General features: G+C 33.1%; 26 protein-coding genes. 13 read left to right on the top strand and 13 right to left on the bottom strand.

What is annotated here, in order from left to right; translation table 11 throughout:
• Window positions 1-185: 185 nt before the first annotated feature.
• Window positions 186-1,088, top strand: coding sequence for a hypothetical protein (locus AAEO59_RS01770; RefSeq protein ID WP_341699029.1), 903 nt, complete (start codon window positions 186-188; stop codon window positions 1,086-1,088).
• The gene (locus AAEO59_RS01765; protein WP_341699028.1) at window positions 1,078-1,635 is read left to right on the top strand and encodes a 3'-5' exonuclease; all 558 of its coding nucleotides are present in this window, start codon (window positions 1,078-1,080) and stop codon (window positions 1,633-1,635) included. Before AAEO59_RS01770 ends, AAEO59_RS01765 begins: the two co-directional genes overlap by 11 nt.
• Before the next feature lie 154 nt (window positions 1,636-1,789).
• Here AAEO59_RS01765 and AAEO59_RS01760 read toward each other — a convergent pair whose 3' ends face one another.
• From AAEO59_RS01760 to AAEO59_RS01725, 8 genes are all read right to left on the bottom strand, one after another.
• Window positions 1,790-2,035 (bottom strand): hypothetical protein, encoded by a 246-nt coding sequence (locus AAEO59_RS01760; RefSeq protein WP_341699027.1) that lies wholly within the window; start codon window positions 2,033-2,035, stop codon window positions 1,790-1,792.
• 74 nt (window positions 2,036-2,109) lie between these two features.
• Entirely contained in the window at window positions 2,110-4,653 is a 2,544-nt protein-coding gene (locus AAEO59_RS01755; protein WP_341699026.1) for a TonB-dependent receptor, read from the bottom strand.
• A 238-nt stretch (window positions 4,654-4,891) separates the two neighbouring features.
• The gene (locus AAEO59_RS01750) at window positions 4,892-5,305 is read right to left on the bottom strand and encodes an RrF2 family transcriptional regulator (RefSeq protein ID WP_278034989.1); all 414 of its coding nucleotides are present in this window, start codon (window positions 5,303-5,305) and stop codon (window positions 4,892-4,894) included.
• A 169-nt stretch (window positions 5,306-5,474) separates the two neighbouring features.
• Entirely contained in the window at window positions 5,475-6,305 is an 831-nt protein-coding gene (locus AAEO59_RS01745) for a TPM domain-containing protein (RefSeq protein ID WP_341699025.1), read from the bottom strand.
• A 3-nt stretch (window positions 6,306-6,308) separates the two neighbouring features.
• On the bottom strand, window positions 6,309-6,746 hold the full coding sequence (locus AAEO59_RS01740) for a TPM domain-containing protein (protein ID WP_341699024.1): 438 nt from the start codon (window positions 6,744-6,746) through the stop codon (window positions 6,309-6,311).
• 91 nt (window positions 6,747-6,837) lie between these two features.
• Window positions 6,838-7,431: a LemA family protein gene (locus AAEO59_RS01735; protein ID WP_278034994.1), complete on the bottom strand. Its 594-nt coding sequence runs from the start codon at window positions 7,429-7,431 to the stop codon at window positions 6,838-6,840.
• Between the two features lie 47 nt (window positions 7,432-7,478).
• Window positions 7,479-7,811: a MerR family transcriptional regulator gene (locus AAEO59_RS01730; protein WP_026713247.1), complete on the bottom strand. Its 333-nt coding sequence runs from the start codon at window positions 7,809-7,811 to the stop codon at window positions 7,479-7,481.
• Window positions 7,812-7,931: 120 nt separating this feature from the next.
• Complete coding sequence (locus tag AAEO59_RS01725; RefSeq protein WP_341699023.1) at window positions 7,932-8,909, bottom strand: M23 family metallopeptidase; 978 nt, start codon at window positions 8,907-8,909, stop codon at window positions 7,932-7,934.
• Between the two features lie 219 nt (window positions 8,910-9,128).
• On the opposite strand from AAEO59_RS01725, the gene alaS reads away from it, so the two are divergent.
• A complete protein-coding gene (gene alaS, locus AAEO59_RS01720) occupies window positions 9,129-11,765 on the top strand; it encodes an alanine--tRNA ligase (RefSeq protein WP_341699022.1) in 2,637 nt (878 codons plus the stop codon).
• Between the two features lie 75 nt (window positions 11,766-11,840).
• Here alaS and AAEO59_RS01715 read toward each other — a convergent pair whose 3' ends face one another.
• A complete protein-coding gene (locus AAEO59_RS01715; RefSeq protein ID WP_341699021.1) occupies window positions 11,841-12,230 on the bottom strand; it encodes a hypothetical protein in 390 nt (129 codons plus the stop codon).
• Window positions 12,231-12,545: 315 nt separating this feature from the next.
• Between AAEO59_RS01715 and AAEO59_RS01710 the strand changes: the two genes are divergently transcribed.
• The 10 genes from AAEO59_RS01710 to AAEO59_RS01665 all read left to right on the top strand — a co-directional run bounded on the left by AAEO59_RS01710 (window position 12,546) and on the right by AAEO59_RS01665 (window position 22,306).
• A complete protein-coding gene (locus AAEO59_RS01710) occupies window positions 12,546-12,938 on the top strand; it encodes a cupin domain-containing protein (protein ID WP_341699020.1) in 393 nt (130 codons plus the stop codon).
• Window positions 12,939-13,205: 267 nt separating this feature from the next.
• Window positions 13,206-13,874, top strand: a complete 669-nt coding sequence (locus tag AAEO59_RS01705; RefSeq protein ID WP_341699019.1) for a hypothetical protein — start codon at window positions 13,206-13,208, stop codon at window positions 13,872-13,874.
• A gap of 32 nt (window positions 13,875-13,906) precedes the next feature.
• Window positions 13,907-14,857 carry a GSCFA domain-containing protein gene (locus AAEO59_RS01700; protein ID WP_341699018.1) on the top strand — a complete coding sequence of 317 codons (951 nt, stop codon included), beginning with the start codon at window positions 13,907-13,909 and terminating at the stop codon, window positions 14,855-14,857.
• A gap of 76 nt (window positions 14,858-14,933) precedes the next feature.
• Window positions 14,934-15,308, top strand: coding sequence for a hypothetical protein (locus tag AAEO59_RS01695; protein ID WP_341699017.1), 375 nt, complete (start codon window positions 14,934-14,936; stop codon window positions 15,306-15,308).
• A 50-nt stretch (window positions 15,309-15,358) separates the two neighbouring features.
• Window positions 15,359-17,182: an outer membrane protein assembly factor BamB family protein gene (locus AAEO59_RS01690; protein WP_341699016.1), complete on the top strand. Its 1,824-nt coding sequence runs from the start codon at window positions 15,359-15,361 to the stop codon at window positions 17,180-17,182.
• Window positions 17,183-17,249: 67 nt separating this feature from the next.
• Entirely contained in the window at window positions 17,250-18,677 is a 1,428-nt protein-coding gene (locus AAEO59_RS01685; RefSeq protein WP_341699015.1) for a hypothetical protein, read from the top strand.
• A 114-nt stretch (window positions 18,678-18,791) separates the two neighbouring features.
• A complete protein-coding gene (locus tag AAEO59_RS01680; RefSeq protein ID WP_341699014.1) occupies window positions 18,792-18,983 on the top strand; it encodes a hypothetical protein in 192 nt (63 codons plus the stop codon).
• 49 nt (window positions 18,984-19,032) lie between these two features.
• A complete protein-coding gene (locus AAEO59_RS01675) occupies window positions 19,033-20,958 on the top strand; it encodes a tetratricopeptide repeat-containing sensor histidine kinase (protein ID WP_341699013.1) in 1,926 nt (641 codons plus the stop codon).
• Window positions 20,959-20,960: 2 nt separating this feature from the next.
• Complete coding sequence (locus AAEO59_RS01670; RefSeq protein ID WP_341699012.1) at window positions 20,961-21,608, top strand: response regulator transcription factor; 648 nt, start codon at window positions 20,961-20,963, stop codon at window positions 21,606-21,608.
• A gap of 65 nt (window positions 21,609-21,673) precedes the next feature.
• Entirely contained in the window at window positions 21,674-22,306 is a 633-nt protein-coding gene (locus AAEO59_RS01665; protein WP_341699011.1) for a DUF4230 domain-containing protein, read from the top strand.
• A 3-nt stretch (window positions 22,307-22,309) separates the two neighbouring features.
• On the opposite strand, the gene AAEO59_RS01660 is transcribed toward AAEO59_RS01665, so the two are convergent.
• From AAEO59_RS01660 to AAEO59_RS01645, 4 genes are all read right to left on the bottom strand, one after another.
• The gene (locus AAEO59_RS01660) at window positions 22,310-22,708 is read right to left on the bottom strand and encodes a group III truncated hemoglobin (RefSeq protein ID WP_341699010.1); all 399 of its coding nucleotides are present in this window, start codon (window positions 22,706-22,708) and stop codon (window positions 22,310-22,312) included.
• Window positions 22,709-22,746: 38 nt separating this feature from the next.
• Window positions 22,747-23,991, bottom strand: coding sequence for a threonine ammonia-lyase IlvA (gene ilvA / locus AAEO59_RS01655; protein WP_341699009.1), 1,245 nt, complete (start codon window positions 23,989-23,991; stop codon window positions 22,747-22,749).
• A 189-nt stretch (window positions 23,992-24,180) separates the two neighbouring features.
• Window positions 24,181-24,720, bottom strand: coding sequence for a DUF4136 domain-containing protein (locus tag AAEO59_RS01650; RefSeq protein ID WP_341699008.1), 540 nt, complete (start codon window positions 24,718-24,720; stop codon window positions 24,181-24,183).
• An 83-nt stretch (window positions 24,721-24,803) separates the two neighbouring features.
• Window positions 24,804-24,980: a DUF5522 domain-containing protein gene (locus tag AAEO59_RS01645; protein ID WP_278035012.1), complete on the bottom strand. Its 177-nt coding sequence runs from the start codon at window positions 24,978-24,980 to the stop codon at window positions 24,804-24,806.
• Between the last annotated feature and the right edge of the window lie 47 nt (window positions 24,981-25,027).

Genomic DNA, 25,027 nt, shown 5'->3' with positions numbered 1-25,027 from the left:
TCCCCCAACAGCCATTTGGCGAGATTGGGGTTAAAAGCTGAATTTAAAGATGGTTTTGTATTTGGGATGATTTGCTTCACCTGTTTGCTATCGCTCGAGTGGCAAATCTGAAAATAGGGCTTAATTTAATCACAAACCCGCTGTATAACCAGAACATTAGCGGTAATTTTAAAACAACAGAACAAATGGATGAATTTCTTTCAAAAATTGAAAACTTTTTCTTTGATATCCTTGGACTTATATTACCTGGATTTATTTTTCTAGGAATCCTAATAATACCTTTATCATTAGTCGATATAACGGCGATAAAAGTCAATGACTTGAATAATTCATATATTTTATCTGAATTGTGTACGCTAAGTGATTTATTCAAAAATTATTGGAATGAAAAGTCAAATCTAGTGATAGCCTTAATCATTATTCTGGCTTATTTACTTGGGCATTTTATAAAGGTATTTTCAATTATTAAATATGAAATTTTTGAAGCTCTTTTTGACAAATCATTTAATAAAGTTGTCTATTATGTTTTTAAAAATATTAAATGTTTTTTTAAATGGATATACAGTTTTATTTCAGAAAATAGTTTATACGACACTAAAATTTATTTATGGTTAAGAGATGTTTTTAAACCTATTAAAAGCATTCTTACAAAAATATTTACATTTAAATCTGATAACTATTTTACTGACAATTCAAGTTTAAGAACTGAATGCATAACTATAATAAATAGTAAATTAAACACTAACTATCCTGACAAGTGGTATTCACTGTATAAATTCTCTTCAGTTATAACAAATCAAGAAAACATCAAATCATTATCTGCATTTTTCTTAGCAAAGTATAACCTTTATAGATCTTTAGCTTTCACCTTTCTTTTTGCTACATTATACTTCCACTTTTTCTTTAATGCTGCTTCAAAATATGTAGCACCTGAGATTATTAAAGTTAATTCACTTATATCATTAACCTCTTTTTTACTTTGGTTCACATTTCATTATAAGTACAAAAGATATTGGACTCTATGTGGGAATGAAACTTTAGTATCTTTGTATTATTTTTTAAATAAGAAAAAAATCAATGAAAACTGATAAAATATTATTTATTGACACTGAAACAGGAGGATTAGACCCTTTAAACAATAGTCTTTTATCTGTGGCTTTTGCCATTTGGGATAATGGAAAAATATCTAATGCAAAAGAATTTTTAATCAATGATGGTATTCTAAATGTTTCACCAAAAGCATTAGAAATAAATAGAATTGACATTAATAAACATTCACAAGTTGCACTAAAATCAGAGGATGCTATATTAGAAATTGAAAATTATTTAAATGAAAATTTTCATAACGAAAAGATAATTTTGTGTGGACACAATATATTATTTGATATTAATTTCTTCAAAAACTTTTGGACTAAAAATAATCGTGACTATAACAAACAGTTTTCACATCGTTATGTAGATACGGCATCTATTTTGTTCTTTCTTTCTGTATCTGGCAAAATACCGACAAATACAATATCATCTCAAAATGCATTTGATTATTTTAATATTAATGTAAGCAAAAGGCATAGTGCTTTAGGCGATGTTTTAGCTACTGCTGAACTTTTTAATCACTTGATTAGGATCAGTAAATAATCAAAAACTACCGCTAACAGCGGTAGCTGTTGCACAACATCCCATAAAACTAATTTCTTCAATAAACTATAAAATAAGACTTTATTTAAGATTAAAAGAAAATCCCTTTACTAACCTTGAGTCTGTAAAGGGATTTTAATTTTGGATTAAACAGTTAGGTTTCTTCTTCATTTCCTTCATCCAAAGTTTCCATCGGATGATCTTCGTACCAGTCTTTGAATGTTTTATTGGTTTTGTATTTATCCGTGAGTACGCAGTACGTCATGTAAGGGATCAAAATAACACCTATAAGATGTAAACTCATTATAATTCTCAAATCAACACTCGTTTGATTGAGACCTGCAAATACAAACACATACACCGTTGTAAATCCTACCAGTTTCATTGCAAAATTTTTCATAGCCCCATTTTCTCTTAAAGTTACGATTTTTATGCTGAATTGGTTGTTAAGTTGTTGGTAATTAGTGTTTTGTTTTATAGCGTGTATTTCAAAGTAATGCCATAGGTTCTTTGGTCGCCCAATACTCCGGCATAATGTCCTGCATTTCCACCGGCTGGTAAAAGTTGTTCGAAATAGTCTTTATTGAAAAGGTTACGCCCCCAAATATGTGCCGATAAACCTTCTGCTACTCGGAAACCCAAACGACCGTTAAAAATCGCATAACCGGGAACGATTAAATATTTGGAAGCAGAGGGACTGGATGAAAATTCCGAACGAGAGTAGGCATCTAATCCAACAAAGAATTTCCCTAGGTTGCCAAATAATTTAGCGTCTTTTGTGTATTCTCCGCCAAGACTTCCTGCCCATTTTGAAACCCCAGGCAAACTTGTTCCAGAAACATCTTTAAATGAGATAGAAGCTCCTGTTTCTTCTAAGGGTAGTGGGGCATTGATAAATTTGATATATTTTCCATCGGTATAGGTGGCTGCACCATTGATACTAAAGTGGGAGTTGATAGTAACGCTAAAATCAACTTCGGCACCTCTTACTCGTACTTTATCTGCATTGGCCAAATAACCACGGTTGACACCTAATTCAGCCGCCTGAACATTGGTTTGGTAATCGGTAATATCTGTATTAAAGAAAGTAATGTTGAAAATCGTATTGTTGAACGGCGTTGTTTTAGCACCAATTTCATAATGATTTACTCTTTCTGGTTTAATAACAGCCAAATCCAGTGCTGGTTGACCGTTAACAGTAGGAAGACCAGCAACGTTTACGCCCACAGGTTTGTAACTTTTGGCATAAGTAGCGTAAGTATTTACTCGGTCAGTAGGTTTATAAGATAGTGTTAGGTTACCTGAAAAGTCGGTAGCATCGGTATTTTTAGCAAAATTTTGGTCGCTGTATACTAATTTTTTTAAGGCAATTAATTCAGGGTCGTTCGTTTGTAAACCGCCATAAGTACTACGGTTGTAAGTAGCATCTTTCTTATCGTAATTGTATCGTACTCCAGGTAAAAGATGTAATTTTTCCGAAATTGTCCAGTCTAATTGTCCAAAAATAGCTGCTGATACGGCATGAATACTAGCGTCAGTATTAATTCCGTAGCCTTCAAATAAACCAGGAGTAGCCCATTTAGAACTTGTTGTGCTTTGTGAAAAACGCCATTGTGCATTTCCTGATTCTTCTGTTCCGGTGGTGTGTGAATTTTGGTCGATAAAAAAGATACCTCCCACAGCACTAATGTTTGAGGCGATTTGTCCTGCATAACGTATTTCTTGCGTGAATTGCGTTTGTCTGGTAGGATTTTGTGATTTAGCCAAAACTTGTAATCCTGTAAAATCTCTATCATTAGATGGATCCCAGTTCCAAAAACGCCAAGCCGTAGTTGAAGTTAGTGTTCCTTCGCCAATTTTTGTGTCGATATTTAAAGAAGCACCTCCTAAATCTTGACCCGAACGCCAAGGGGTATCATGATCAATTTTTCGGTCAAATGGATTAGTACTTGGTAATTGATAATTTAAATCGGCAATGATTTGGTTGAATTGTCGGTAAGCGGCTCTTTGGGTTGGAGCAACTCCTGCAATAACTTGGGCATAGCCGTCAGGACGTTGGGTAGTAACATCTGCCGAAAATAAGACATTAGTATTGGCCGTTGGGGTATACAATAATTGTCCTTTAATCCCTAAATTGTTCAAAGTGTTGGTCGATTTTCCTGTAGCCACATTGTCAATTAGTCCATCTCTTTGGGTTCCTGAAAAGGATATTCTTCCCGCAATTTTTTTAGTTAATCCGCCTGTTACCGATGCTTTTGCTTGTAAGAATGTGTAATTTCCATAGCTCACTTCAAAATTTGCTCCCGGTATGAAACTAGGTTTGCGAGTCGTAATGTTAAAGGCACCTGCGGTGGTGTTTTTTCCAAATAAAGTTCCCTGTGGTCCACGTAATACTTCAATCTGACTGATGTCGACAAAGTCTAAAGTCGTAGCAGCTGGACGTGCATAATACACACCGTCTACATAAAAACCTACTCCAGGATCAATTCCGTCATTGGTCAATCCAAAAGGCGAACCTAAACTTCGAATGTTGATTCCGGTATTTCTTGGGTTTGATGAATATAATTGTACCGAAGGGATGAGTTCTTTGATTCGATTCACATTAAAAGCACCTGCTTGTTCGGCTTGTTTTCCACTTACCACCGAAATAGGAATTGGTACATTTTGAGCTTTTTCAATTTTCCTTCTGGAAGAAATGACCACTTCGGCAAGTTGGTTGTCTTCTTTCAAAAGAATAGTTAATGGAGTAGAAGGTATTGCGGTTAAGTATATTTTTTCGGTTTTATATCCTGTGTATTGGATAGACAGGGTAATGGGTAATTTTCCTTGTGTATCAATAGTAAAATCACCGTTTTTATCTGTTGTTGTGCTAATTGTTGTTCCGTTTATCACAGCATTAGCTGATTCTAAAGGATTGTTATCTATTGTATTTACACGTCCCGAAATGGTTTGTGCCAATGTGCTTGAAAGACTTAGTAATAAAAGAGTTGCAAATGTATTTTTTATAATTGTTTTCATTATTTTAGTAATTATATATGATTAGTAGAATTTAAACCTAAATTTTTTTTACTGACATATACACATCATGCAATAATGAATTGTTGTATTTGAATTTGATAATGTTTCTTTTTTTGCGCTTTTTTGAATGAAGCTTGTTTGAATTGTTTTCATCGTTTAATAATTATAGTGATAATTGTAAATCGATGCAAATATATATAAATTCTATAAAAATAGTAGAATTAAAGAAATATTTTTTTTATTTGTTCACTAGAGAAGCGATAGTAATCCCTTGCATGGCCTTTAAAGTTTCGTCTCTAATGGTCATCAAGCCGTGTCGTAGCAGGCATTCTGACTCGTCCGTACAATCTGAACAACGTTCGTAAAAATTTAAAGAAGCACAGGGTAATAATGCGATAGCACCATCAAATAAGCGGTGAATATCGGCTAAAGTGATTTCGTCTTTGGATTTTAAAAGGTAGTATCCGCCTAATTTTCCTTGTTTACTGCCTACTAAATGCCCACGTTTTAAATCCAATAAAATCTGTTCTAAAAACTTTTTAGGGATATTAGCCGATTCGGCAATATCAGTAGTTTTAGAAATATGATTCGCTTCCTGTTGCGCTAGATAGAGTAGGGCTTTGAGAGCGTATTTGGTTTTTTGTGAAAGCATATACGGTTGTATCTGGCTGGTTTAAATTAAAATCAGGATAAAGATAAATAAATTTATAAATCAGTCAAGAAATTTTTAGAATCTTTTGAAAAGCTATTCGGTAAAATAAATAAACCACTCCAAAATGAAGTGGTTTATTAGATATAATTTGAATAATGTATTCGTTGCTTTACCAACTTCCGCTAGAACCACCGCCAGAGAATCCTCCGCCGCCAAATCCTCCTCCGAAGCCGCCTCCACCAAAACCACCGCCTGAAGAACCTCCAAAGCCTCCACCAAAACCACCGCTGTTTCGACCTAGATTGCTTAAGATAATCACATCTAATAAACTAGGGCCGCCACCGCCATTATTGCCTGAATTTCCGCCACCACCTTTATTTCTGGAAGCTAAAATGATGATAAAAACAATGATGATAATGAATGGCAAGATGGGAAAATCTTGTTTTTGTTGGTTTTGTTTTCGAGTCCCTTTGTATTTGCCTTTAAAAACGTCAAATAAAGCATCGGTTCCTTTGTCAACACCGTTGTAATAACTACCTGCTTTGAACTCAGGAATAATAATATTTCTAATGATTTCACCACCAATTCCTGCTGTCAATCTATCTTCTAAACCGTAGCCAGGATTAATGGCTATTTTTCTATCGTTTTTAGAAATCAGAATAATCACTCCGTTGTCGTCTTTGGCTGTGCCTCCAACTCCCCAGGTTTGACCCCATTTGGTAGCCAGTAAACTAACATCTTCGCCTTTTAAGCTTTCTATGGTAATGACTACAATTTGTGTAGTTGTAGTGTCAGAATAGCGAATGAGTTTTTCTTCCAGTTGCGTTTTTTCATTCTCGTTAAAGAGTTTGGCGTAATCATAAACCGAAGTTTGCAAACTAGGTTTTTCCGGAATGGTAAATTGTGAAAAGATACAATTGCTAGAAAAAAGTACAAATAGTAAGAGTACAAATTGAAAAATTCCTTTGGAATTTGAGTTTTTCTGAGTTGGAATTTTCATTATTTATCCTTTTGAGATTTCGTTAGATAATTCATTGGTGTCGCCTTCTTGCCAAGGGAAATATTTTTTAAGCTGTTCTCCGGCTCTTAAAATTCCGTCAACAAGTCCTTGTTTGAAATTGTTTTGTTTGAATTGCACTACCATGGCATCACGGGTACAGTTCCAAAAATCAGCACCAACAACATCGTTGATTCCTTTATCACCACAAATCACAAAGTTATGATCGTCAACCGCTAGATAAATTAAAACACCATTTTTAAGAGCTGTTTCATCCATTTTTAATTCATGGAACACCTCTTTGGCACGTTCGTAAGCGTCCATAGTGGTAGTTCGTTCGATGTGCACTCTAATTTCACCAGAAGTATTTTTTTCGGCTATTCGTATAGCTTTAACAATTTCGAGTTCTTCTGCTGGAGTTAAAAAATCTTCTACTTTTGACATGGGAATTATTTTTGAATGAAGATTAACGATTTTTGATTGTAGAAGTTTATATTCTGCAATCAAAAATCGTTAATCGAAAATCTGCAATCTGTTAGAATTTTACTTCCGGAGCTTTATCAGCACCTTCAACAGCATTGAAATAGGCTTTTTCTTTGAAACCAAACATACCTGCAAACAATGAATTTGGGAAGGTTTTGATGTGGGTGTTATATGGTTTAACAGCCTCGTTAAAGCGAGTACGAGCCGTTAAAATTTGATTTTCTGTACTAGCTAATTCATCTTGTAATTTCAAGAAATTTTGGTCTGCTTTTAAGTTAGGATATTGTTCTACTGATACTAATAATCTTGAAAGGGAACTACTTACTCCGCTTTGCGCTTTGTTGAAAGCTTCTAGTTGTTCTGGTGTAATATTAGTTGGATCTACTGTAGTTTGGGTAGCTTTGGCACGAGCCTCAATTACTGCTGTCAAAGTACTTTTTTCATGCTCTGCATAACCTTTTACGGTACTTACAATGTTTGGAATAAGATCATTTCGTCTTTGATAAGCTGTTTGTACATTTCCCCAAGATTCTTCAATGTCTTGACTTAAAGTTACTGCTGTGTTGTTGATTCCTTTAACCCAGCCGTAAATTCCAAAAATAATAACTGCACCTATAATCCAAGGTAAAAATCTTTTAAAATCCATGTTTGTTTAATTTAAAGTTTATTAATTTATTTTTATTTATTTCTAACTCATAACTCATTTTTAATATTAGTCAACTGTACTTTTATAGCTTCTAGTTTGCTAATAATTTCAAATTTGTCTAAGGTTTTCTTTTGTCCTTCTTTCAAATGGGTCTTAGCGCCTTCAAGTGTAAAACCTCTTTCTTTAACCAAATGGTAAATGAGCTGAAGGTTCTTGATGTCTTCGGGTGTAAACATTCGATTGCCTTTGGCGTTCTTTTTAGGCTTTAAAATGTCAAACTCACTATCCCAAAAACGAATCAATGAAGCATTGACATCAAATGCTTTGGCTACTTCACCAATGCTATAGTATCTTTTTCCTGGTTGTAATTCTATGTGCATGTTTTTTTAAATTCCAAATTAATAAATTCCAAATTCCAATATTTTAATTCTAAAATGAGCAATTAACAGTCAAAAAACGTTAATCAAGTGACTGATTACTCTAAAGCTGAACACTGAATACTAATCCAGAGATTGATTTTCTTGGTTAGCTAATTTAGATATAGCAACGTATTCTGCAGCAGAAATATTACCATAATAAAAATTAAGCGGATTTACGACACGACCATCTTTATGTACTTCATAATGCAAATGTGGCGCTTCTGATCGTCCTGTGCTTCCTACATAACCAATAATGTCTCCACGTTTTATTCTTTGTCCTGGTTTGCAATTGTATTTGCTCAAATGCGCATACAAAGTTTCGTATCCATAACCGTGCCTAATCACAATATGATTACCATATCCTGACGCTCTGTTGTCAGCTTGTTTTACAACTCCGTCACCTGTGGCAAAAACAGGAGTTCCTTTTTTTGCTGTAAAATCCATGCCTTCGTGCATTTTTCTTACTTTGGTGAAAGGGTCTGTGCGATAACCAAAACCAGATGCCATTTGTTTTAAATTTTCATTTCTGACAGGTTGGATGGCAGGAATGGCAGCTAATAATTTGTTTTTTTCTTTAGCGAGTTTTAAAATATAATCTAAGGATTTGGATTGTATAGCTAATTCTTTGGTTAATACATCCACTCGTTTAGTCGTTTGTAAAACCAGTTGGGTATTGTCATAACCTTCCAGCGCTTTGTATCGATTTACATCAGTAAAACCTACTTTTCTTTCTTCTGCTGGAATAGGTGCCGTATTGAAATAAGTGCGGTATAAATTATTGTCTCGTTCTTCAATGGCTTCGATGGCATTATCAACCTGATCCATTTTTTTATTCAAAACGGCATAATTTAGCTTCAGATTTTCAATTTCACGAAGTAACAAGCGGTCTTTTGGGGTGTCAAAATAGGGAGTGTTTAATAAAAGAACAAAGCTGAGAAATCCAAATAAAGCTGAAGCTAGTAAAAACAAGGCTACAAAGCCTACTTTTTTTCTCTTCTTGACTTTAATTTTGCGATATGCCAGATTTTCAGAATCGTAATAATATTTTACTTTCGCCATATTTTAAAATACCCTATTTTTGCAGCTCCAAAAAAAGCGCATTGAACAAATTTAATAAATGTTTTAGTTGTTCGACCCTTTTTTTAGTATTAAATATAATATAAAATTGATTGAAAGAGCTAAAAATTCAGTGATTTAAAAATTGTTGAATTTAGGAGTAAAAAAAAAAATAAATAAAAACTTTGTGCCTTAGCGCCTTAGTGGCAAAAAAAAATAAAAATGAAATCACAAGACATTCGCAAAGCGTATTTACAATTCTTTGAAAGTAAAGGACATTTAATTGTTCCTTCGGCTCCTATTGTTCTAAAAGACGACCCAACTTTGATGTTTAATAACTCAGGTATGGCACAGTTTAAAGAGTATTTCTTAGGAAACGCCACACCAAAAAGTAATCGTATTGCCGATACACAAAAATGTCTTCGTGTTTCAGGAAAGCACAACGATTTAGAAGATGTAGGTTTTGATACCTATCACCACACCATGTTTGAAATGCTAGGAAACTGGTCTTTTGGAGATTATTTCAAAAAAGAGGCTATTCCATGGGCTTGGGAATTTTTGACTGAAGTGTTGAAATTAGACAAAGACCGTTTGTATGTTTCTGTTTTTGAAGGAAACGAAGCAGAGAATGTGCCTTTTGATCAGGATGCTTTTGATATCTGGAAACAATTCGTTTCGGAAGACCGAATTATCCTTGGAAACAAAAAAGATAATTTCTGGGAAATGGGTGATCAGGGACCATGCGGACCTTGTTCTGAAATTCACATCGATTTACGTTCAGACGACGAAAGAGCTGCTGTTTCTGGATTCAGTCTGGTAAATGCCGATCATCCGCAAGTAGTTGAAATCTGGAACAACGTATTTATGGAATTCAACCGTAAAGCCGATGGTTCGTTAGAAAAATTACCAGCACAACACGTTGATACCGGAATGGGATTTGAGCGTTTGTGTATGGCGATGCAAGGAGTAACATCAAACTACGATACGGATGTATTTACACCTTTGATTGAAAAAGTAGAGCAAATTACAGGATTAAAATATACTTCAAACGAAGTTAAAAATATTAGCGAAGAGCAAAACAAAATCAACATTGCAATTCGTGTTATTGTAGATCACGTGCGTGCGGTAGCCTTTGCGATTGCCGATGGACAATTGCCATCAAACAACGGAGCAGGTTATGTAATTCGTCGTATTTTACGTCGTGCGATTCGTTACGGATTTACTTTCTTAAATACCAAAGAGCCTTTTATTAACCAATTAGTCGCTGTTTTAGCGGATCAAATGGGTGAGTTTTTCCCAGAAATCAAAAAACAACAAACTTTGGTTACAAATGTAATTCGTGAAGAAGAAGCTTCTTTCTTGAGGACTTTAGATCAAGGATTACAATTGTTAGAAAATGTAGTGGATGAAACAAAAGGAACGGAAGTTTCTGGAGTAAAAGCATTCGAATTATACGATACTTTTGGTTTTCCAAAAGATTTGACAGCTTTGATTTTGAAAGAGAAAGGCATGTTGTTTAATGAAGCAGAATTTGATGCTTCGATGCAGGAACAAAAGAACCGTTCCCGCGCAGCTTCTGAAGTTTCTACCGATGACTGGAAGATTTTAGTAGATGGAAATGTAGAATCATTTGTAGGTTATGACCAAACGGAAAATGAAGTGAAAATTACGCGTATTCGTAAAGTAGATTCTAAAAAAGATGGGGTAATGTACCAGATTGTGTTAGATGCTACGCCGTTTTATCCAGAAGGAGGAGGACAAGTAGGAGATAAAGGAGTTTTAGTTTCAGCAAATGAAACAATCGAAATCATTGATACAAAGAAAGAAAACAATTTGATTTTGCATTTTGCTAAAAAATTGCCTGAAAATCTTACGGCTTCATTCGTTGCAAAAGTAAATACAGATTTAAGAATCAATACTTCTAAAAATCACTCGGCTACGCACTTGATGCACCAGGCTTTGCGTGCTATTTTAGGAACTCATGTGGAACAAAAAGGATCATTGGTAAATCCTAAAAATTTACGTTTTGACTTTTCTCATTTCTCAAAGGTAACGGATGAGGAATTGCAACAGGTGGAAGATTTTGTGAATGCCAGAATTCAGGAGCAATTGCCATTAATTGAAAGAAGAAGCATTCCTATCCAACAAGCTTTAGACGAAGGTGCAATGGCATTATTCGGTGAAAAATATGGTGATAATGTTCGTGCGATTAAATTTGGAGACAGTATGGAGTTGTGTGGAGGTATTCACGTAAACAACACAGCTGATATCTGGTCTTTCAAAATTGTTTCGGAAGGAGCTGTGGCAGCTGGAATTCGTCGTATTGAAGCGATTACCGGAGAAGGTGTAAGACAGTTTTTTGCTTCGCAAGAAGAATTGTTGAGCGAAATTAAATCGGCATTAAAAAATCCTCAGGACGCTGTAAAAGCAGTGGTTTCATTGCAGGATGAAAATGCGAAGTTAAAAAAACAGATAGAAGCTTTGTTGAAAGAGAAAGCTAAAAATATGAAAGCCGAATTGGCAAATGAACTTCAGGAAGTAAATGGCGTTCAATTCTTGGCAAAACAAGTAGATTTGAACCCAGAGGGGGCGAAAGATTTAGCGTATGAGTTGGGCAATTTAGGGAATAATTTGTTTTTAGTTTTGGCTACTGCCGAAGAAGGAAAACCAATGTTAAGCTGCTATATTTCGAAAGAATTAGTAGCAGAGAAAAACTTAAATGCCGGACAAGTTGTTCGTGAGTTAGGGAAGTTTATCCAAGGTGGCGGTGGAGGACAGCCGTTCTTTGCTACTGCAGGAGGTAAAAATGCAGCTGGAATTCCAGAAGCTTTAGCAAAAGCTATAGATTTTGTGAAATAAATTCCAAAGTACACTATAATAGAAAACCCTTTTAGTTTGAAAGTGAACTAAAAGGGTTTTCTTTTTAATGGGATTTTATTTTTCTGTATGTCTAACTTCTATTCCGTTTTCTTCCAGGATATCTAGCAAGTAATTATTTTCATTAGGATCGTATTGCTCAATACCGCTTTGATACCATTTTAGCAAAATACTAATCTGGAAATGGGTGTAACCATCAGTATCAACATTGATACCTAATAAACCGGCTAACAGAAATTCATCTAAAATTTTTTCGTTAATAATTTTTTTCGGAATTCCGTCTAGTATATTTCCGTTTAGACTTTCATAATCAAGTCTGCCTGAATTAAAACCTTCATTAAAAGCCAAATTTGAAGTGTTGTTATTTGCTTTTGAATAAGGATTTTGACCATTAGAATAACCTTCTAAAAAATCGTGTCTGTAAACAGGGTTGAATATATTTTTCATAGTAGTTGTAATGCTATACGTGTCAAATGTAGATGCATTTTGTTTTGAAACAACTTAAAATCGTTGAAAGGAAAAAAAACTCTTTAAACCGCTATGCCTGTGTTTTTAATCGATGAAAAATTAAGTCTTATGGTTATTGCAATTATGTTTTTTAAAAAATTGTTGTTGTTCTGTTTTGAGTTTTTATTGAAATATAAATATGCTTTTTTTTGATTACCAGAGAAAAATATTTTGACAATTTAGGAGACTGTATTTATTAGTTGTAACTTTGTTATTGTGTTGTTATTCAATGTTTTGATTTTGATATTGAGAATCATGAAAAGGAGTATATTAGTAGAAATTGGTAGTTATTTGTTTTTTTTGCTGTGTCATTTTAATCTTTCGGCACAGATGATGCGTATGGATAATATGGGGAGAGAATTGGCTAATTCAAAATTGATTCATGCTTCAGAAATGATACTTGAACCAGGAAAAAAAACAATCATGCACACGCACCCGGCACATTTTTATTATGCTTTAACTGATGTAAATTTAAAAGTAAGTTATCAGGATGGGAAAGTAGCCATGTATAAAATGAAAGCAGGTGAATCAGGGGTAAGCGAACCGGAACGTCCTCATGTGACTCAAAATGTGGGAAGTAAGACCGCTAAGTTTTTAGTTGTAGAATTAAAAGAACATCCTTATAAACCTTCTAAGTCAAAAAAATAATAAAAATTAACATGTTAAAAAACGAGTCTAAAAAAGACTCGTTTTTATTTTATAAATAGTCTTTGAACGATTTTTTAGGTCGTTGAACTTGTTTAGTTGGCGTAGCTGTATTAAATATCTAGTTTTGGAGACCCAAAAATATCAAGTTCAATTAACCTAACCGATATGAAAAAATTAACCAAAATATTTTTTTTGATTTCTATCATTGTTAGCTTCTTAAGTTCATGTGCTAATGACAAAGACGATAAAAGTAAAAACTTTGTCAAAATGATAGAGACGAACGAGAATGGTGTCTCAGAAAATTCCGTTTTTAAATATATTGAAAATCAAATTCTTAACGCTGAAAATTCTAAGCAAAAAATTGATTATACTTACAACGATGGTTTGATAACTAAAATTGTAATTTATAATAAGGAGAAAGAGACTACTACAGTCTTACATTACAAATATGATAATGAGAAATTGGTTCAAGTAACATCTTCTGAAGATTATGAAATCAATTATACGCACAATACGGATGGTACGGTAACTTTTGAGAAATATAAAGACGTAGCTGAAGGAGAAGGTATTAAAGTGTATCATGGTGTTTTGTATTTTAAAAATGCTAATCTCATAAAGAAAGAATGTTTTTATGATGTTGTTGATGAAGACAAAGTGATTACTTCAAAAGTTACTTTTGATTATGACACTTACAATAATCCTTATTTCAGTATTTTAGGTTATGAAAAATTACTTGATAAAGGAGCTCTTATTTCTAAAAATAATGTTGTCATGACAGTTGCTGAAACGACAGTTTTTGAAGGATCTCAAACCATATCGGCTGCAAAAATGTATACTTCAACTTATAAATATGACACTGATAATTATCCAGTTGAGCAAGAGTCTGAAGCAAGTTTGAATAATCCGAATTATTCTAAAATCCAATATTTGTATTAATAATTTATACTTATTTTTGGAAAAAATATCCAATGCAATTTCGTACCGCAATAACTATTTCAGAGAATCAGTATCCTATTGATTATTATTCCGAAATTCTAAGTTTGGGTTCTTGCTTTGCCGTCAATATGGCAGCCAAATTGGATTATTATAAATTTAAAAATACTTGCAACCCTTTCGGGATTATCTTCAATCCGCTTTCTATTGAGAAACTAATAGAGCGTAGTGTTACGAAACAATATTTTACGGAAGAAGATATTCTCTTTCACAATGATTTATGGCATTGTTTTGAAGTACATTCGGAGTTGTCTAATCCTGACAAAGAAGCTTTTTTAAGTGCATTAAATCAATTAATCGATTCAACAAATCATCAGCTTTCAATAATTACCCACTGTATCATTACTTATGGTACTTCCTGGGTTTATCGTCATTTAGAAAGTGACCAGATAGTAGCCAATTGTCATAAAGTGCCACAAAAAAAGTTTGCAAAAGAACTTCTTTCGATTGAAACAATACAGCATTCGATTACCAATACTATTGCATTGATTCAAAAGATAAATCCCGATGCTCAATTTACGTTTACGGTTTCGCCAGTACGTCATATCAAAGATGGTTTTGTAGAAAATAATCTGAGTAAGGCACATTTAATCAGTGCGATACATTCAACTGATAATACACAACAAACCACTCATAACTATTTTCCGAGCTATGAAATCATGATGGACGAATTACGTGATTATCGATTTTATGCCGAAGATATGTTGCATCCTAATCAGGTGGCTATAGATTATATCTGGCAACGATTTAAGGAAACACAACTTGCTAAATCAGCTTTTCCGATTTTGGAAGAAATAGGAAGTATTCAAAGTGGTTTAAATCATCGTCCGTTTAATCCTGAATCAGAAAGTCATCTTAAGTTTGTAGCCAAACTACAAGCTAAAATTGCATTTCTACATACGCAATTTTCACACATTCAATTTTAAAAATACGCATTTTATCGTATTGATTCCCTTTTATTAAAAAATCAACTTTGTGTAGTAACTTTTAAATTATACAAAGATGAAATTATTTCGATATGCCTTAGTTCTAGGGCTTCTTTTTCTGTTTTGTTCAAATCCAGTTTTTGCCCAAAGAAAAGTTTTGACAGATGAAGAAGTAGTAAGTGAAGCAGTTACTGCAGAAGTTGATGCCGTATTCAAATCAGAAGATTTTTTGAAAAAGAAAGCTAAAAAATTTAATGATGTAAAAGGAACTATAGTCGCCGATATTGGAGTGATTCAAAACGGTAAGGTTTCTACATTCTTCAAAGTGGATAGTGATATCGATAATGCGATGTTTACCAATTTTATTTCGGAATACATCTTGGATCACAAATTCAATTTTAAACTACAAAAACAGCAACGTTATAAAATCCGATACACAGTTGCATTTTAGATTAAATCAAACACAATAACTTAAATACAAACAACTTAAAAACGCAAAAAATGAAAAAAATTACTTTAATAATGTTAGCTTTCTGTATAGGAAGTACATTGCCGGCATCGGCCCAATTTGGGAAGCTATTAGAAAAGGCTAAAAGTGCCGTTTCAGGAGGAAGTGCAGGAAAAAAAACTGGAAGTTTTTCAACGGTTTGGGAATCTGAATTTGAGAACAAAGCGACTAGGTTAGCTGTTGTAAACAGTAAAGGAAATTTGGTTGTAGGAACCGATGATAATTCGGCTTCTGCATTAGATAGAGAAGGTAAAGCAATTTGGAATGGTGATTATAAAAAAATCACGACCAATAATACCAATAAATCCGAAATGCAATTTACCATCTTTACAGAAAAAGGGGGTTACATTTTTCTTTTTGATCAAAGAAAATTGGGTACAGACAGAGTAGCCTGTATTGATATTGTAACAGGAAAAGAATTATGGAATTCTGAAGCTTATCAGGATTTAATTCCAAAAGGAACTAAGGCCGAAGAAGGTGTTGATCAGGGAGAGTTGGAGACCGTGAAATATATTTTTGAGTTGGATGCTTTTTTAATTTCACAACGAGCTTCGGTTATTTTAGTAAAAGCAAAGAATGGTGAGAAAATCTGGGAAACAAATCGTTTTAAAGGAAGTGTAGGTAAATACATCTATGATGCAAAAAGAAACGAAATCATAATGGTGAATTTTAAGCCAACAGCTTTAGGAGCTTTGTTTGCAGGTTTTAAAAATCAACTGGTTAAGATTAACGCTTCTAATGGTGATGTTGTTTGGGATGCCACTTTTACAGGAACAATTGAGAAAGAATTGGTAACACGCAGAGCTATTATAGATCTTTGGGTTAAAGGCGATAAGTTGTTTATGTATTTAGACGGAATTCAGGTATTTAACATCAATAATGGTCAAAAACTATGGGAGGCTATTTATGAGAATGATATGCAGGGAGCTAATGGCGGTATGTTTAGTGGAGGAAAACGTTCTAAGATCTACAGAACTTTAGCCCAGCCATTATTCACCGAAGACGCAGTTTATATTGTTATTTTAGGAACAAGAGACAGAACAAAATATGTAGAAAAACACGATTTAGAATCCGGAAAATTACTTTGGGCCTCTGAGAAAATAACTGGTGCTTTATGTATGCCAAATATTTATAAAACCGGCAATAAAGTGATGGTTCAGGTAGGAGGAAAAGTGCAGGTTCAGGAATATCGATTAGAGACTACTACTTATGGTTTAGGGAGTTCTGTCAAAGAATGGGTGCCTTATATCTTTTGGGATTATAAAGCACAAAAAAATAGTGTTCTTGCTTTGGATGATGCAACGGGTAAAACTTCTTGGAGATCTGAAAAATTTGATAAACGCATAACCGATTTGATTATAGATAACGATAAAACTGTTTTTGTAGGAGATGGAGATGAATTTTATGGTTATGATATTGCTTCAGGTAAACAATTATTTGATGTAAAACATAATGATGCCAAAGTGGGTAAAGCAACAGATGTAATTGATTTTGGGGATAAAGTAGTTGTTCTGTCAGAGAAAGGATTGGCTTCTTACAATAAGAAAGATGGTTCCAGAGTGTATGCTACGGAGAAAATTAAAGGAGTAGATTATTTTTATCATATAGGTGATAATTATTTCTTGAGAGATCAAAGAGATAGTAAAAATATTATTTACGGTATTGATATGACTAATGGAGAAACCAAAGGTTCTGTTCAGTCCAAAGGTAAGGGAGGAAGTCCTCAATATGGAGCAGGTATTGATATTACTGATGATGGCGAATATATTTTTGCTTTCAAAGGAAGAAAAGTAGAGAAAATCAAAGTAAACAATTAAGCGTTTTTAGTTGTAATTGAAAGGGGGTGTGGATTTTTTCATAGCCCCTTTCTAAATTCTATATACTATGAAAAAAATAATAATTCTTTTTTGCTTCTGCTTTGTTTTTTTGAATGTTCAGGCACAACAAATACAATGGGCATCAAAAGTCATTAAATTTTCTTCAGATTTGGGAGGAAAACAAAATGGTATCAAGCGAATTTTAGGAAAACCGGATGTTTTTCCGCAGGGAGGTAATAGTGGGAATGCCTGGACGCCTAAAAATGCTCTCGACGGAAGAGAGATTGTTGAAGTTGGTTTTGAAAAACCACAAACAGTGAAGCAAGTGGCTGTTTTTGAAAACTTAAACGCTGGTTGTGTTAGTCGTATATGGGTTGATAAAGGTTCTGGAAATTATGATGTTGTATGGAGTCGTAAAAGTGATTGGAGAACTCCTACTTTTAAATCTACAGCCAGAACCGATCATGATTATTATTTTAAACGAAAAAGAAGAAAAATTAATGAAACTCCAGATGTTTATAATCCGGGTATCGAAAATGCTGTTTTAGAATCGGCTGTTGCCAATGTTGTAGCGGTAAAAGTAGAATTTAATTTTGCTTTGCTTCCTGGTCAAAAACAAATTGATGCTATTGGTATTTCAGATTCTGAAATTCCTATTCAGGCGACTATCAATACAAGTGCTGAATTTGAAAATTTGGCTAACAAAAACACCTTAAATCTAAATGTAAATGAAATAGGAGGTTTTTCTTTTTCGGTTGACGGCCAAAATATGTTTGTAATCAATAAAACCGATGGTGCCGATCAGGTGTTTACAGCTGAGAGACAAGCGGATGGAAAATGGTCTGAAGCTAAATTTAATACCGATTTGAGTACGAATGAAACCTATAATTATGTGGTGTATTCAGATGCAAATATTTTGGTAAAAGGTGGGGCAAATTACACCAGAAATTCAACCGAAACCGGTTTTCATTTTTTTGAAAATAAAAATGGAAATTATCAAATGAACTCGCCTTTAAAAATTACGGCCTATAATAATTATCAGGATACTGCAGATATGAGTATGTCTCGTGATGGCAAAATTATCATCATGGGAATCGAAACCGATTTTTCTCAAGGAGGTACTGATTTGTATTTTGCTAATAAAAAAGAAGACGGAACTTTTGGGTTATTGCAAAATATGGGTAAAAATATAAATTCGGCTGCCGATGAGCTTTTACCACAGTTGTTGTCTGATAATAGCACACTCATTTTTAGCAGTAATGGTTATAGCGGATATGGCGATTATGATCTTTTTGTTAGTTATCGATTAGATGATTCTTGGAAAAAATGGTCTGAACCAATAAATTTAGGAAGCAAGATTAATTCGGCTGATTTTGAAGGTTCTCCATTTTATGATGAGCAAAATGAAATTTTTTATTTTTTGAGTGTAATTGATGGTAAATCAACCTGCAATTATATAAAATTTCCAAAGGCAATTTTGATGAAAAAGTTATAGTTTATTCTTGATTAGTAAATAATTATGGAATTCTTTGTGTTGGTATTGGTAATATTAAGCGGACTGATAATCATTTATTGTCTGTTTACTATTTCCATGGAAAAAGAAGTTTTTATGAAAAGAATTTCAAATTTAGAAACGCAATATGAGCAACAAACACAAAAGCAATTTTTTTATAAAACACAACTTGAAGAATCACAAGAGCTAGAGAAAAAGATTCGGAGTGCAAACGTTTTTTTAAATGAAGCTATTTTTGATTTGAATAAAGAATTGTTTGGTGAATTGTTTCTCAAAAATAATTTGTAATAAATAAGTTAATACGATTTTTTTTATCTTTAGACTGCTTAAATTTCATATGAGAAGGAGTCTGTTTTACATTTTATTCTTTGCCAATATCGCTTTTTCTCAAAAGGCTAATCCTACTATTGATAGTTTAAAAAATGCGTTGAAAACGGAGACTAAACTAGAAAAATTAAAAACATTAATTAAACTTTCGGATGAATATAGTAGTGTCGATTTAGAACAGTCAAGAAAGGTTTCGTATCAGGCATTACGTTTGTCAAGAGTATTGAACAATGCTACTTATATAGCCATGTCTTTTAATTGTATTGCCAATGTGCATCAATATAAAAGCGAACTAGATTCAGCCTTGTATTTTCATAAAAAAGCCTTGTGTGTTCGAAATTCGATTAAGGATTCACTAGGTATTGCCGATACGTATAACAATATCGGAATTGTATATGACACTAAAGGACAATTTGATACAGCCTTGAAATATTATTTTAGAGCACTTTATTTTTACGAAAAGAAAAATGATATTGCTAAGCAGGCAATGACAAATACTAATATTGGAATCATTTACAGAGCTGAAAAAGAATATGATAAAGCTTTGTTTTATTACCGAAAAGCCCTTTCGCTTTATTTAAAAACCTCAGATAAAATAGGTCAAACCATTGCAGCAGGAAATTTAGGAGGCATTTTAATTAATTTTAAAAGATATCATGAATCGTTAAAATATTCATTTATAGCCAGACAGGGCTATCAGCAATTGGGCTATAAAAGATATTTGGCTTATCCATTGTCTAATATTGCCATCGTTTATGATAGTTTACATCGATATGGACTTGCTGAGAAAAACTATGAAAAAGTAATTCAGTTACATCAGCAGTTCCAGAATGCTTTTGAAGTTGCCGAAAATGCCAATGCTTTTGCGCAATGTTTAATCAAACAAAAGAAATACAAAGAAAGTATTAATTTGTCTCTGAAAGCAGTAGAATATGCTAAAAAGTCCGATGCTTATTTATTAGAAGTGTATGCGTATAAAAATTTGCAGAAAGCGTACACTTATTCAAATAATTTTGAGAAAGCCAATCATTATGCAGGTCTATATATTGTGGGGAAAGATAGTTTGTTTGAATCAGAAAAAACAAAAACTATTTTTGATTTAGAAACGAAATACCAAACCGCAAAAAAAGAGCAATTGTTGATTCAAAAGGAGGCAGAAACCAATCAGAAGAATATTTTATTAATTGGCCTTTCTGTATTGACTGTATTAGTTGGATTAATAGGTTTTCTAATTTACCGTCAGCAAAAACTTCGAAATATCCAACAAGAACAGGAGTTTGAACTTAAAAATGCTATTTCAGAAATTGAAACCCAAAATAAATTGCAACAACAGCGATTGGATATTTCAAGAGATTTACATGATAATATTGGTGCCCAATTAACATTCATCATTTCATCAGTGGATAATATCAGATATGCTTTTGAAATTACAAATAAGAAACTCGATGATAAGTTGTCTAACATAAGTTCTTTTGCAAGAGCTACAATTATAGAACTTAGAGATACGATTTGGGCGATGAATAATAGCGAAATTACTTTTGAAGATTTAAATATTCGAATTCATAATTTTATTGAGAAAGCTAAGGAATTTAAAGAACAAATCAATTTTTTATTTATAGCATCAAAGGAAATTATGTCTGTAAAATTGACTTCTGTAGAAGGAATGAATTTGTATAGAATTATTCAGGAAGCTGTCAATAATAGTATTAAATATTCGGATGCTAATGAAATTTCGATTGATGTAAACCAAGTAGAAAATCAAATTCAAATAACTATTAAAGATAACGGACAAGGTTTTGATCCAGAAAATATTGAAAGAGGAAATGGTTTGCAAAACATGCAAGATAGGATAGAAGCGATGCAAGGCAAATTTAATTTAATGTCTGAGTCAGGAAAGGGGACTAAAATTGTTTTATCGTTTTCAAAAAATACTTAAAAATGAAGAAGCTGGTAATAGTAGATGATAATACTTTTTTAATGAAATCTGTTCAGGAAAAATTGTCTTTTTTTGATGATTTTAAAGTACAGTTTACCGCTGTAAACGGACAGGATTTACTCCAAAAACTGGATAAAAATCATAATGTTGATTTGATTTTGATGGATATTGAAATGCCAAAAATGAATGGTATTGAAGCTACTGATATGGTTAAAAATAGATTCCCAAATATTAAAATCATCATGCTTACTGTTTTTGATAATGATGAAAATATTTTTAAATCCATCAAAGCCGGAGCTGATGGCTATTTGCTAAAAGAAGTAAACCCAAAAGATTTGCAACAAGGAATATTGGAAACACTTAATGGAGGAGCAACTATGACACCTTCGATAGCTATGAAAACCTTGAAATTATTTCGTAATCCAATGACTTTCGAAACGGTTTCAGAAACAGAAGCCTATAATCTTACACCTCGTGAAACTGAAGTTTTAGAGCAATTGAGTAAAGGATTGAAATACAATACTATTGCGGATAATTTATTTCTCTCGGCGGGCACTATTCGCAAGCATGTTGAAAATATTTATACCAAACTACAGGTTCATAATAAGTTAGAAGCCATTCAAAAAGCAAGGAATAATAATTTAATTTGATTGAGAAATCTCGATTTTAATCTTGAATTTCTTTCTTATCTTCGTTGACAACAAAGTTTAAAAAGATGAATCAACTTGCTGAATTAAGAAAATGGATAGTGCTAATAATTATTAGTTTGCTACTAATTGTAGGATATTATTTTTTTTCAAAAAAAGAAGACAATAGTGTTTTAGATTACAATACCAATTTAATTCAACAACAAATAGTAAATGTTGGGAAATTAGTAGTAACAGAAGGACATTTTGCAGAGGTGATTACCTATAAAAACCAACAAAAATACCTGATGAACATGCTTTCGTTTGAAAAGAAAGCACTTTTGGTGGTGAATGCTGATGTGACGGTGGCTTATGATTTGCACCAAATGAAATACGATATCGATGAAAAAAATAAAACTATCACGATTTTAAATATCCCAAAAGAAGAAATCAAAATCAGTCCAGATATCAAATTCTATGATGTAGAGCAAAGTAAGTTAAATCCTTTTACAGGTGAGGATTATAATAAAATCAATAAACAGGTTAAAGCCAATTTGCAGAAGAAAATTGCTAATTCTTCTCTGAAAAAAAATGCTCAAAACCGATTGATTTCTGAACTTTCTAAAATGCTTATCCTAACTAATAGTATGGGATGGAAACTTCAATATGAAGACAAACTCATAGAAAGCGAAAGTGATTTGGGACAAAAGATTAAAATGTAGTTTTTAGCTTTCGAAGAAATTACGGCCACCGGTTCTAAAATACTCAATTTTATAGAAGAACATTTCGGCCATATTTTTAGCGCGGAGTTTCGCTTCTTCGGCTAAAGCTCCTTTGTAGAGACCGTCAATTGTTTCGGTAAAAATTTCCATCCATCTGTTAAAATGGGCTTTCTCCACAGGCAAATGTTTATGTGGGGGAAATGGACTACCCGAATAAGTATGTTCTTCCAGAAGGATAGTTTGCCAAAAGCGATACATTCGTTCTAAATGAGCCGTCCAGTTGTTCCCGATTTTTTCGTTAAAAACAGGGCCAATAAGTGTGTCTTTTTGTACTTTTCCATAGAAAGTATTGACTAATAATTTGATGTCATCGAGATTCTGGATGTCTATTAATTCAGGCATATCTTTTGAAAATAAGGATTTGCAAATTTAGGCTTTTTTTAGCCTATAAGCTGGTTGAATAATTCTTGTTTTTCGTTCAGATATTCATATTCAAATCCTTTGTTTTCCATTTTTTCTTTGATGGCAAAAATGTCATTTTTGTTTTTAAGTTCTAATCCCACAACAGCAGGACCTACTTCGCGGTTGTTTTTCTTCGTAAATTGGAAATAGATAATGTCATCATCAGGTCCTAAAATATCAGTAACAAACTCTTTGAGCGAACCTGGACGTTGCGGAAACTGAATCATGAAATAATGCATTAAACCTTCGTAAAGTAAAGAACGTTCTTTGATTTCTGCGGTACGTTCAATGTCATTATTACTTCCGCTTACAACGCAAACAACTGTTTTTCCTTTTATTTCTTCTTTATAAAAATCCAAAGCAGCTATAGATAATGCGCCTGCAGGTTCTACTACCATAGCTTCTTCATTATACAAGCGTAAAATAGAAGTACAAACCTTGCCTTCAGGTACTAAAATGATGTCACTTAGGTTTATTTTACAGATATCAAAAGTTATTTTACCAACTTGTTTAACAGCAGCGCCGTCAACAAATTTGTTAATATTATCCAGGATTGTTACCTCTCCATTTTCGATCGAAGTTTTCATAGAAGGCGCGCCTTCTGGTTCAACTCCAATGATTTTGGTATGTGGACTTAGATGTTTGAAAACTTCTGAAAGTCCGGCAGCAAGCCCGCCACCACCTATGGGAACAAAGACATAATCGATAGGTTTTTTATAGCTTTCTAAAATTTCAAGCCCCACGGTTCCTTGACCAGCAATTACTTTTTCATCATCAAATGGGTGAATGAAAATTTTATTGTTTTCTTTTGAATCTTTCATTGCAGCTGCAAAAGCATCGTCAAAAGTATCTCCAATAAGTACAATTTCAACAAATGATTTCCCAAATAGCTGAACCTGTTTTATTTTTTGTTTTGGCGTAGTTGAAGGCATGTAAATTTTGCCTTTTAGTTGTAATAAATTGCAGGAATAAGCAACTCCCTGAGCGTGATTTCCAGCACTGGCACAAATTACTCCCTGTGCTTTTTCTTCCGCACTTAGGGAACTTATTTTATTATATGCACCTCTAATTTTATACGAACGGACTGTTTGTAAATCTTCCCTTTTTAATAAAACAGTTGCGTTAAATTCGTTAGAGATATTTATGTTTTCTGTTAGTGGAGTTGCCATGACAACACCTTGCAGTTGTTCTTTTGCTTCTTGTATTTGTTGGAATAAATTCATCTTTAACTGTAAAAAAAAACCTCCATAAACAGGAGGTGTGATAAATTGTATTTTTATAACTATGTTATACAACGCCCCGACTTTATTATTGAATAATAATATTACATACGATGCTGTTGTTTATAGTCTTGTTCATTGTTTTAATTGCGTTGCAAATATATGGATTTTGTTGTGATTTTAGTGAAATGCTTATTTTTTTTCAATGTTTGGCGGGAATTGGGCTAAAATTTTTGCGACAAATTCATTGATTTGCTTTTCTTTTTCACGGTTGTTTTCAGTAAGTATACCGGAACCTTTTCCTTCCCAAATCAATTCTTTTTTCTTAGCATCGATTAAATCGATGAAAAGTGTTCCTTCAGTAGATGAGGTTACATAGCTGTTACCGCCCCAAAAATAAGGATTCCATCCCCATCCCCAGCCGTATCCCCAGCCCATATTGAATTGGTTTACGTTAAGATGTTCTCTTTCTTTGGTGAAAATGTTTACAATTAAGTCCGGATTCTCACTTTTGGTCATCCCTTTTTGTCCTAATGAAGCGTCAATAGCACGAAGAATTCTTTTCTTGTCTAATTCGGAAATTTCTACCTTATCAATTCCATTTTTGTGGAATGCATAGGTCTTGTATTGACTAAAATCAACATGGCTGTCGTAATCAGAATCGACTCTTATTGAGCTACAGGCACTTAGCAGAAAAAGAAATAACAACGGAATTATTTTTAATGTTTTCATAATGCAAATGTTTGATTACTAATGTATAATTAAAATTCAGGTTTTATTTTGAACAAAAAAAAGAGTAAAAGTTTTAGTTTATGTCACTTTTTATTAGTTCCTGTTTTTTTATCGTATCCATAAGGGCAATGTCGGCAACCACTTTTGCAACAATAGCCTCTTTTTAAATGATATTTCTCTGTAAAACATTTGTATCCTTCTGGAGTGTAATAGAAATCTTCGCCTTCTATTAATTTATTTTCATTACTTTGTCCTATCATTAATTTTAATATTGATGTTCATTCATACAAAATTATAAATTTAAAAT

The sequence above is a fragment of the Flavobacterium flavipallidum genome, from assembly GCF_038289905.1.
GTDB lineage: Bacteria > Bacteroidota > Bacteroidia > Flavobacteriales > Flavobacteriaceae > Flavobacterium > Flavobacterium flavipallidum.
The sequence above is the reverse complement of the archived record's forward strand: the minus strand, read 5'-3'. Positions and strand labels throughout refer to the sequence as shown.

Bases quoted from the DNA above. Each gene is read 5' to 3' on its own strand.
- AAEO59_RS01770 (WP_341699029.1), top strand. From the start codon at position 186: ATGGATGAATTTCTTTCAAAAATTGAAAACTTTTTCTTTGATATCCTT.
- AAEO59_RS01765 (WP_341699028.1), top strand. From the start codon at position 1,078: ATGAAAACTGATAAAATATTATTTATTGACACTGAAACAGGAGGATTA.
- AAEO59_RS01760 (WP_341699027.1), bottom strand. From the start codon at position 2,035: ATGAAAAATTTTGCAATGAAACTGGTAGGATTTACAACGGTGTATGTG.
- AAEO59_RS01755 (WP_341699026.1), bottom strand. From the start codon at position 4,653: ATGAAAACAATTATAAAAAATACATTTGCAACTCTTTTATTACTAAGT.
- AAEO59_RS01750 (WP_278034989.1), bottom strand. From the start codon at position 5,305: ATGCTTTCACAAAAAACCAAATACGCTCTCAAAGCCCTACTCTATCTA.
- AAEO59_RS01745 (WP_341699025.1), bottom strand. From the start codon at position 6,305: ATGAAAATTCCAACTCAGAAAAACTCAAATTCCAAAGGAATTTTTCAA.
- AAEO59_RS01740 (WP_341699024.1), bottom strand. From the start codon at position 6,746: ATGTCAAAAGTAGAAGATTTTTTAACTCCAGCAGAAGAACTCGAAATT.
- AAEO59_RS01735 (WP_278034994.1), bottom strand. From the start codon at position 7,431: ATGGATTTTAAAAGATTTTTACCTTGGATTATAGGTGCAGTTATTATT.
- AAEO59_RS01730 (WP_026713247.1), bottom strand. From the start codon at position 7,811: ATGCACATAGAATTACAACCAGGAAAAAGATACTATAGCATTGGTGAA.
- AAEO59_RS01725 (WP_341699023.1), bottom strand. From the start codon at position 8,909: ATGGCGAAAGTAAAATATTATTACGATTCTGAAAATCTGGCATATCGC.
- alaS (WP_341699022.1), top strand. From the start codon at position 9,129: ATGAAATCACAAGACATTCGCAAAGCGTATTTACAATTCTTTGAAAGT.
- AAEO59_RS01715 (WP_341699021.1), bottom strand. From the start codon at position 12,230: ATGAAAAATATATTCAACCCTGTTTACAGACACGATTTTTTAGAAGGT.
- AAEO59_RS01710 (WP_341699020.1), top strand. From the start codon at position 12,546: ATGAAAAGGAGTATATTAGTAGAAATTGGTAGTTATTTGTTTTTTTTG.
- AAEO59_RS01705 (WP_341699019.1), top strand. From the start codon at position 13,206: ATGATAGAGACGAACGAGAATGGTGTCTCAGAAAATTCCGTTTTTAAA.
- AAEO59_RS01700 (WP_341699018.1), top strand. From the start codon at position 13,907: ATGCAATTTCGTACCGCAATAACTATTTCAGAGAATCAGTATCCTATT.
- AAEO59_RS01695 (WP_341699017.1), top strand. From the start codon at position 14,934: ATGAAATTATTTCGATATGCCTTAGTTCTAGGGCTTCTTTTTCTGTTT.
- AAEO59_RS01690 (WP_341699016.1), top strand. From the start codon at position 15,359: ATGAAAAAAATTACTTTAATAATGTTAGCTTTCTGTATAGGAAGTACA.
- AAEO59_RS01685 (WP_341699015.1), top strand. From the start codon at position 17,250: ATGAAAAAAATAATAATTCTTTTTTGCTTCTGCTTTGTTTTTTTGAAT.
- AAEO59_RS01680 (WP_341699014.1), top strand. From the start codon at position 18,792: ATGAAAAGAATTTCAAATTTAGAAACGCAATATGAGCAACAAACACAA.
- AAEO59_RS01675 (WP_341699013.1), top strand. From the start codon at position 19,033: ATGAGAAGGAGTCTGTTTTACATTTTATTCTTTGCCAATATCGCTTTT.
- AAEO59_RS01670 (WP_341699012.1), top strand. From the start codon at position 20,961: ATGAAGAAGCTGGTAATAGTAGATGATAATACTTTTTTAATGAAATCT.
- AAEO59_RS01665 (WP_341699011.1), top strand. From the start codon at position 21,674: ATGAATCAACTTGCTGAATTAAGAAAATGGATAGTGCTAATAATTATT.
- AAEO59_RS01660 (WP_341699010.1), bottom strand. From the start codon at position 22,708: ATGCCTGAATTAATAGACATCCAGAATCTCGATGACATCAAATTATTA.
- ilvA (WP_341699009.1), bottom strand. From the start codon at position 23,991: ATGAATTTATTCCAACAAATACAAGAAGCAAAAGAACAACTGCAAGGT.
- AAEO59_RS01650 (WP_341699008.1), bottom strand. From the start codon at position 24,720: ATGAAAACATTAAAAATAATTCCGTTGTTATTTCTTTTTCTGCTAAGT.
- AAEO59_RS01645 (WP_278035012.1), bottom strand. From the start codon at position 24,980: ATGATAGGACAAAGTAATGAAAATAAATTAATAGAAGGCGAAGATTTC.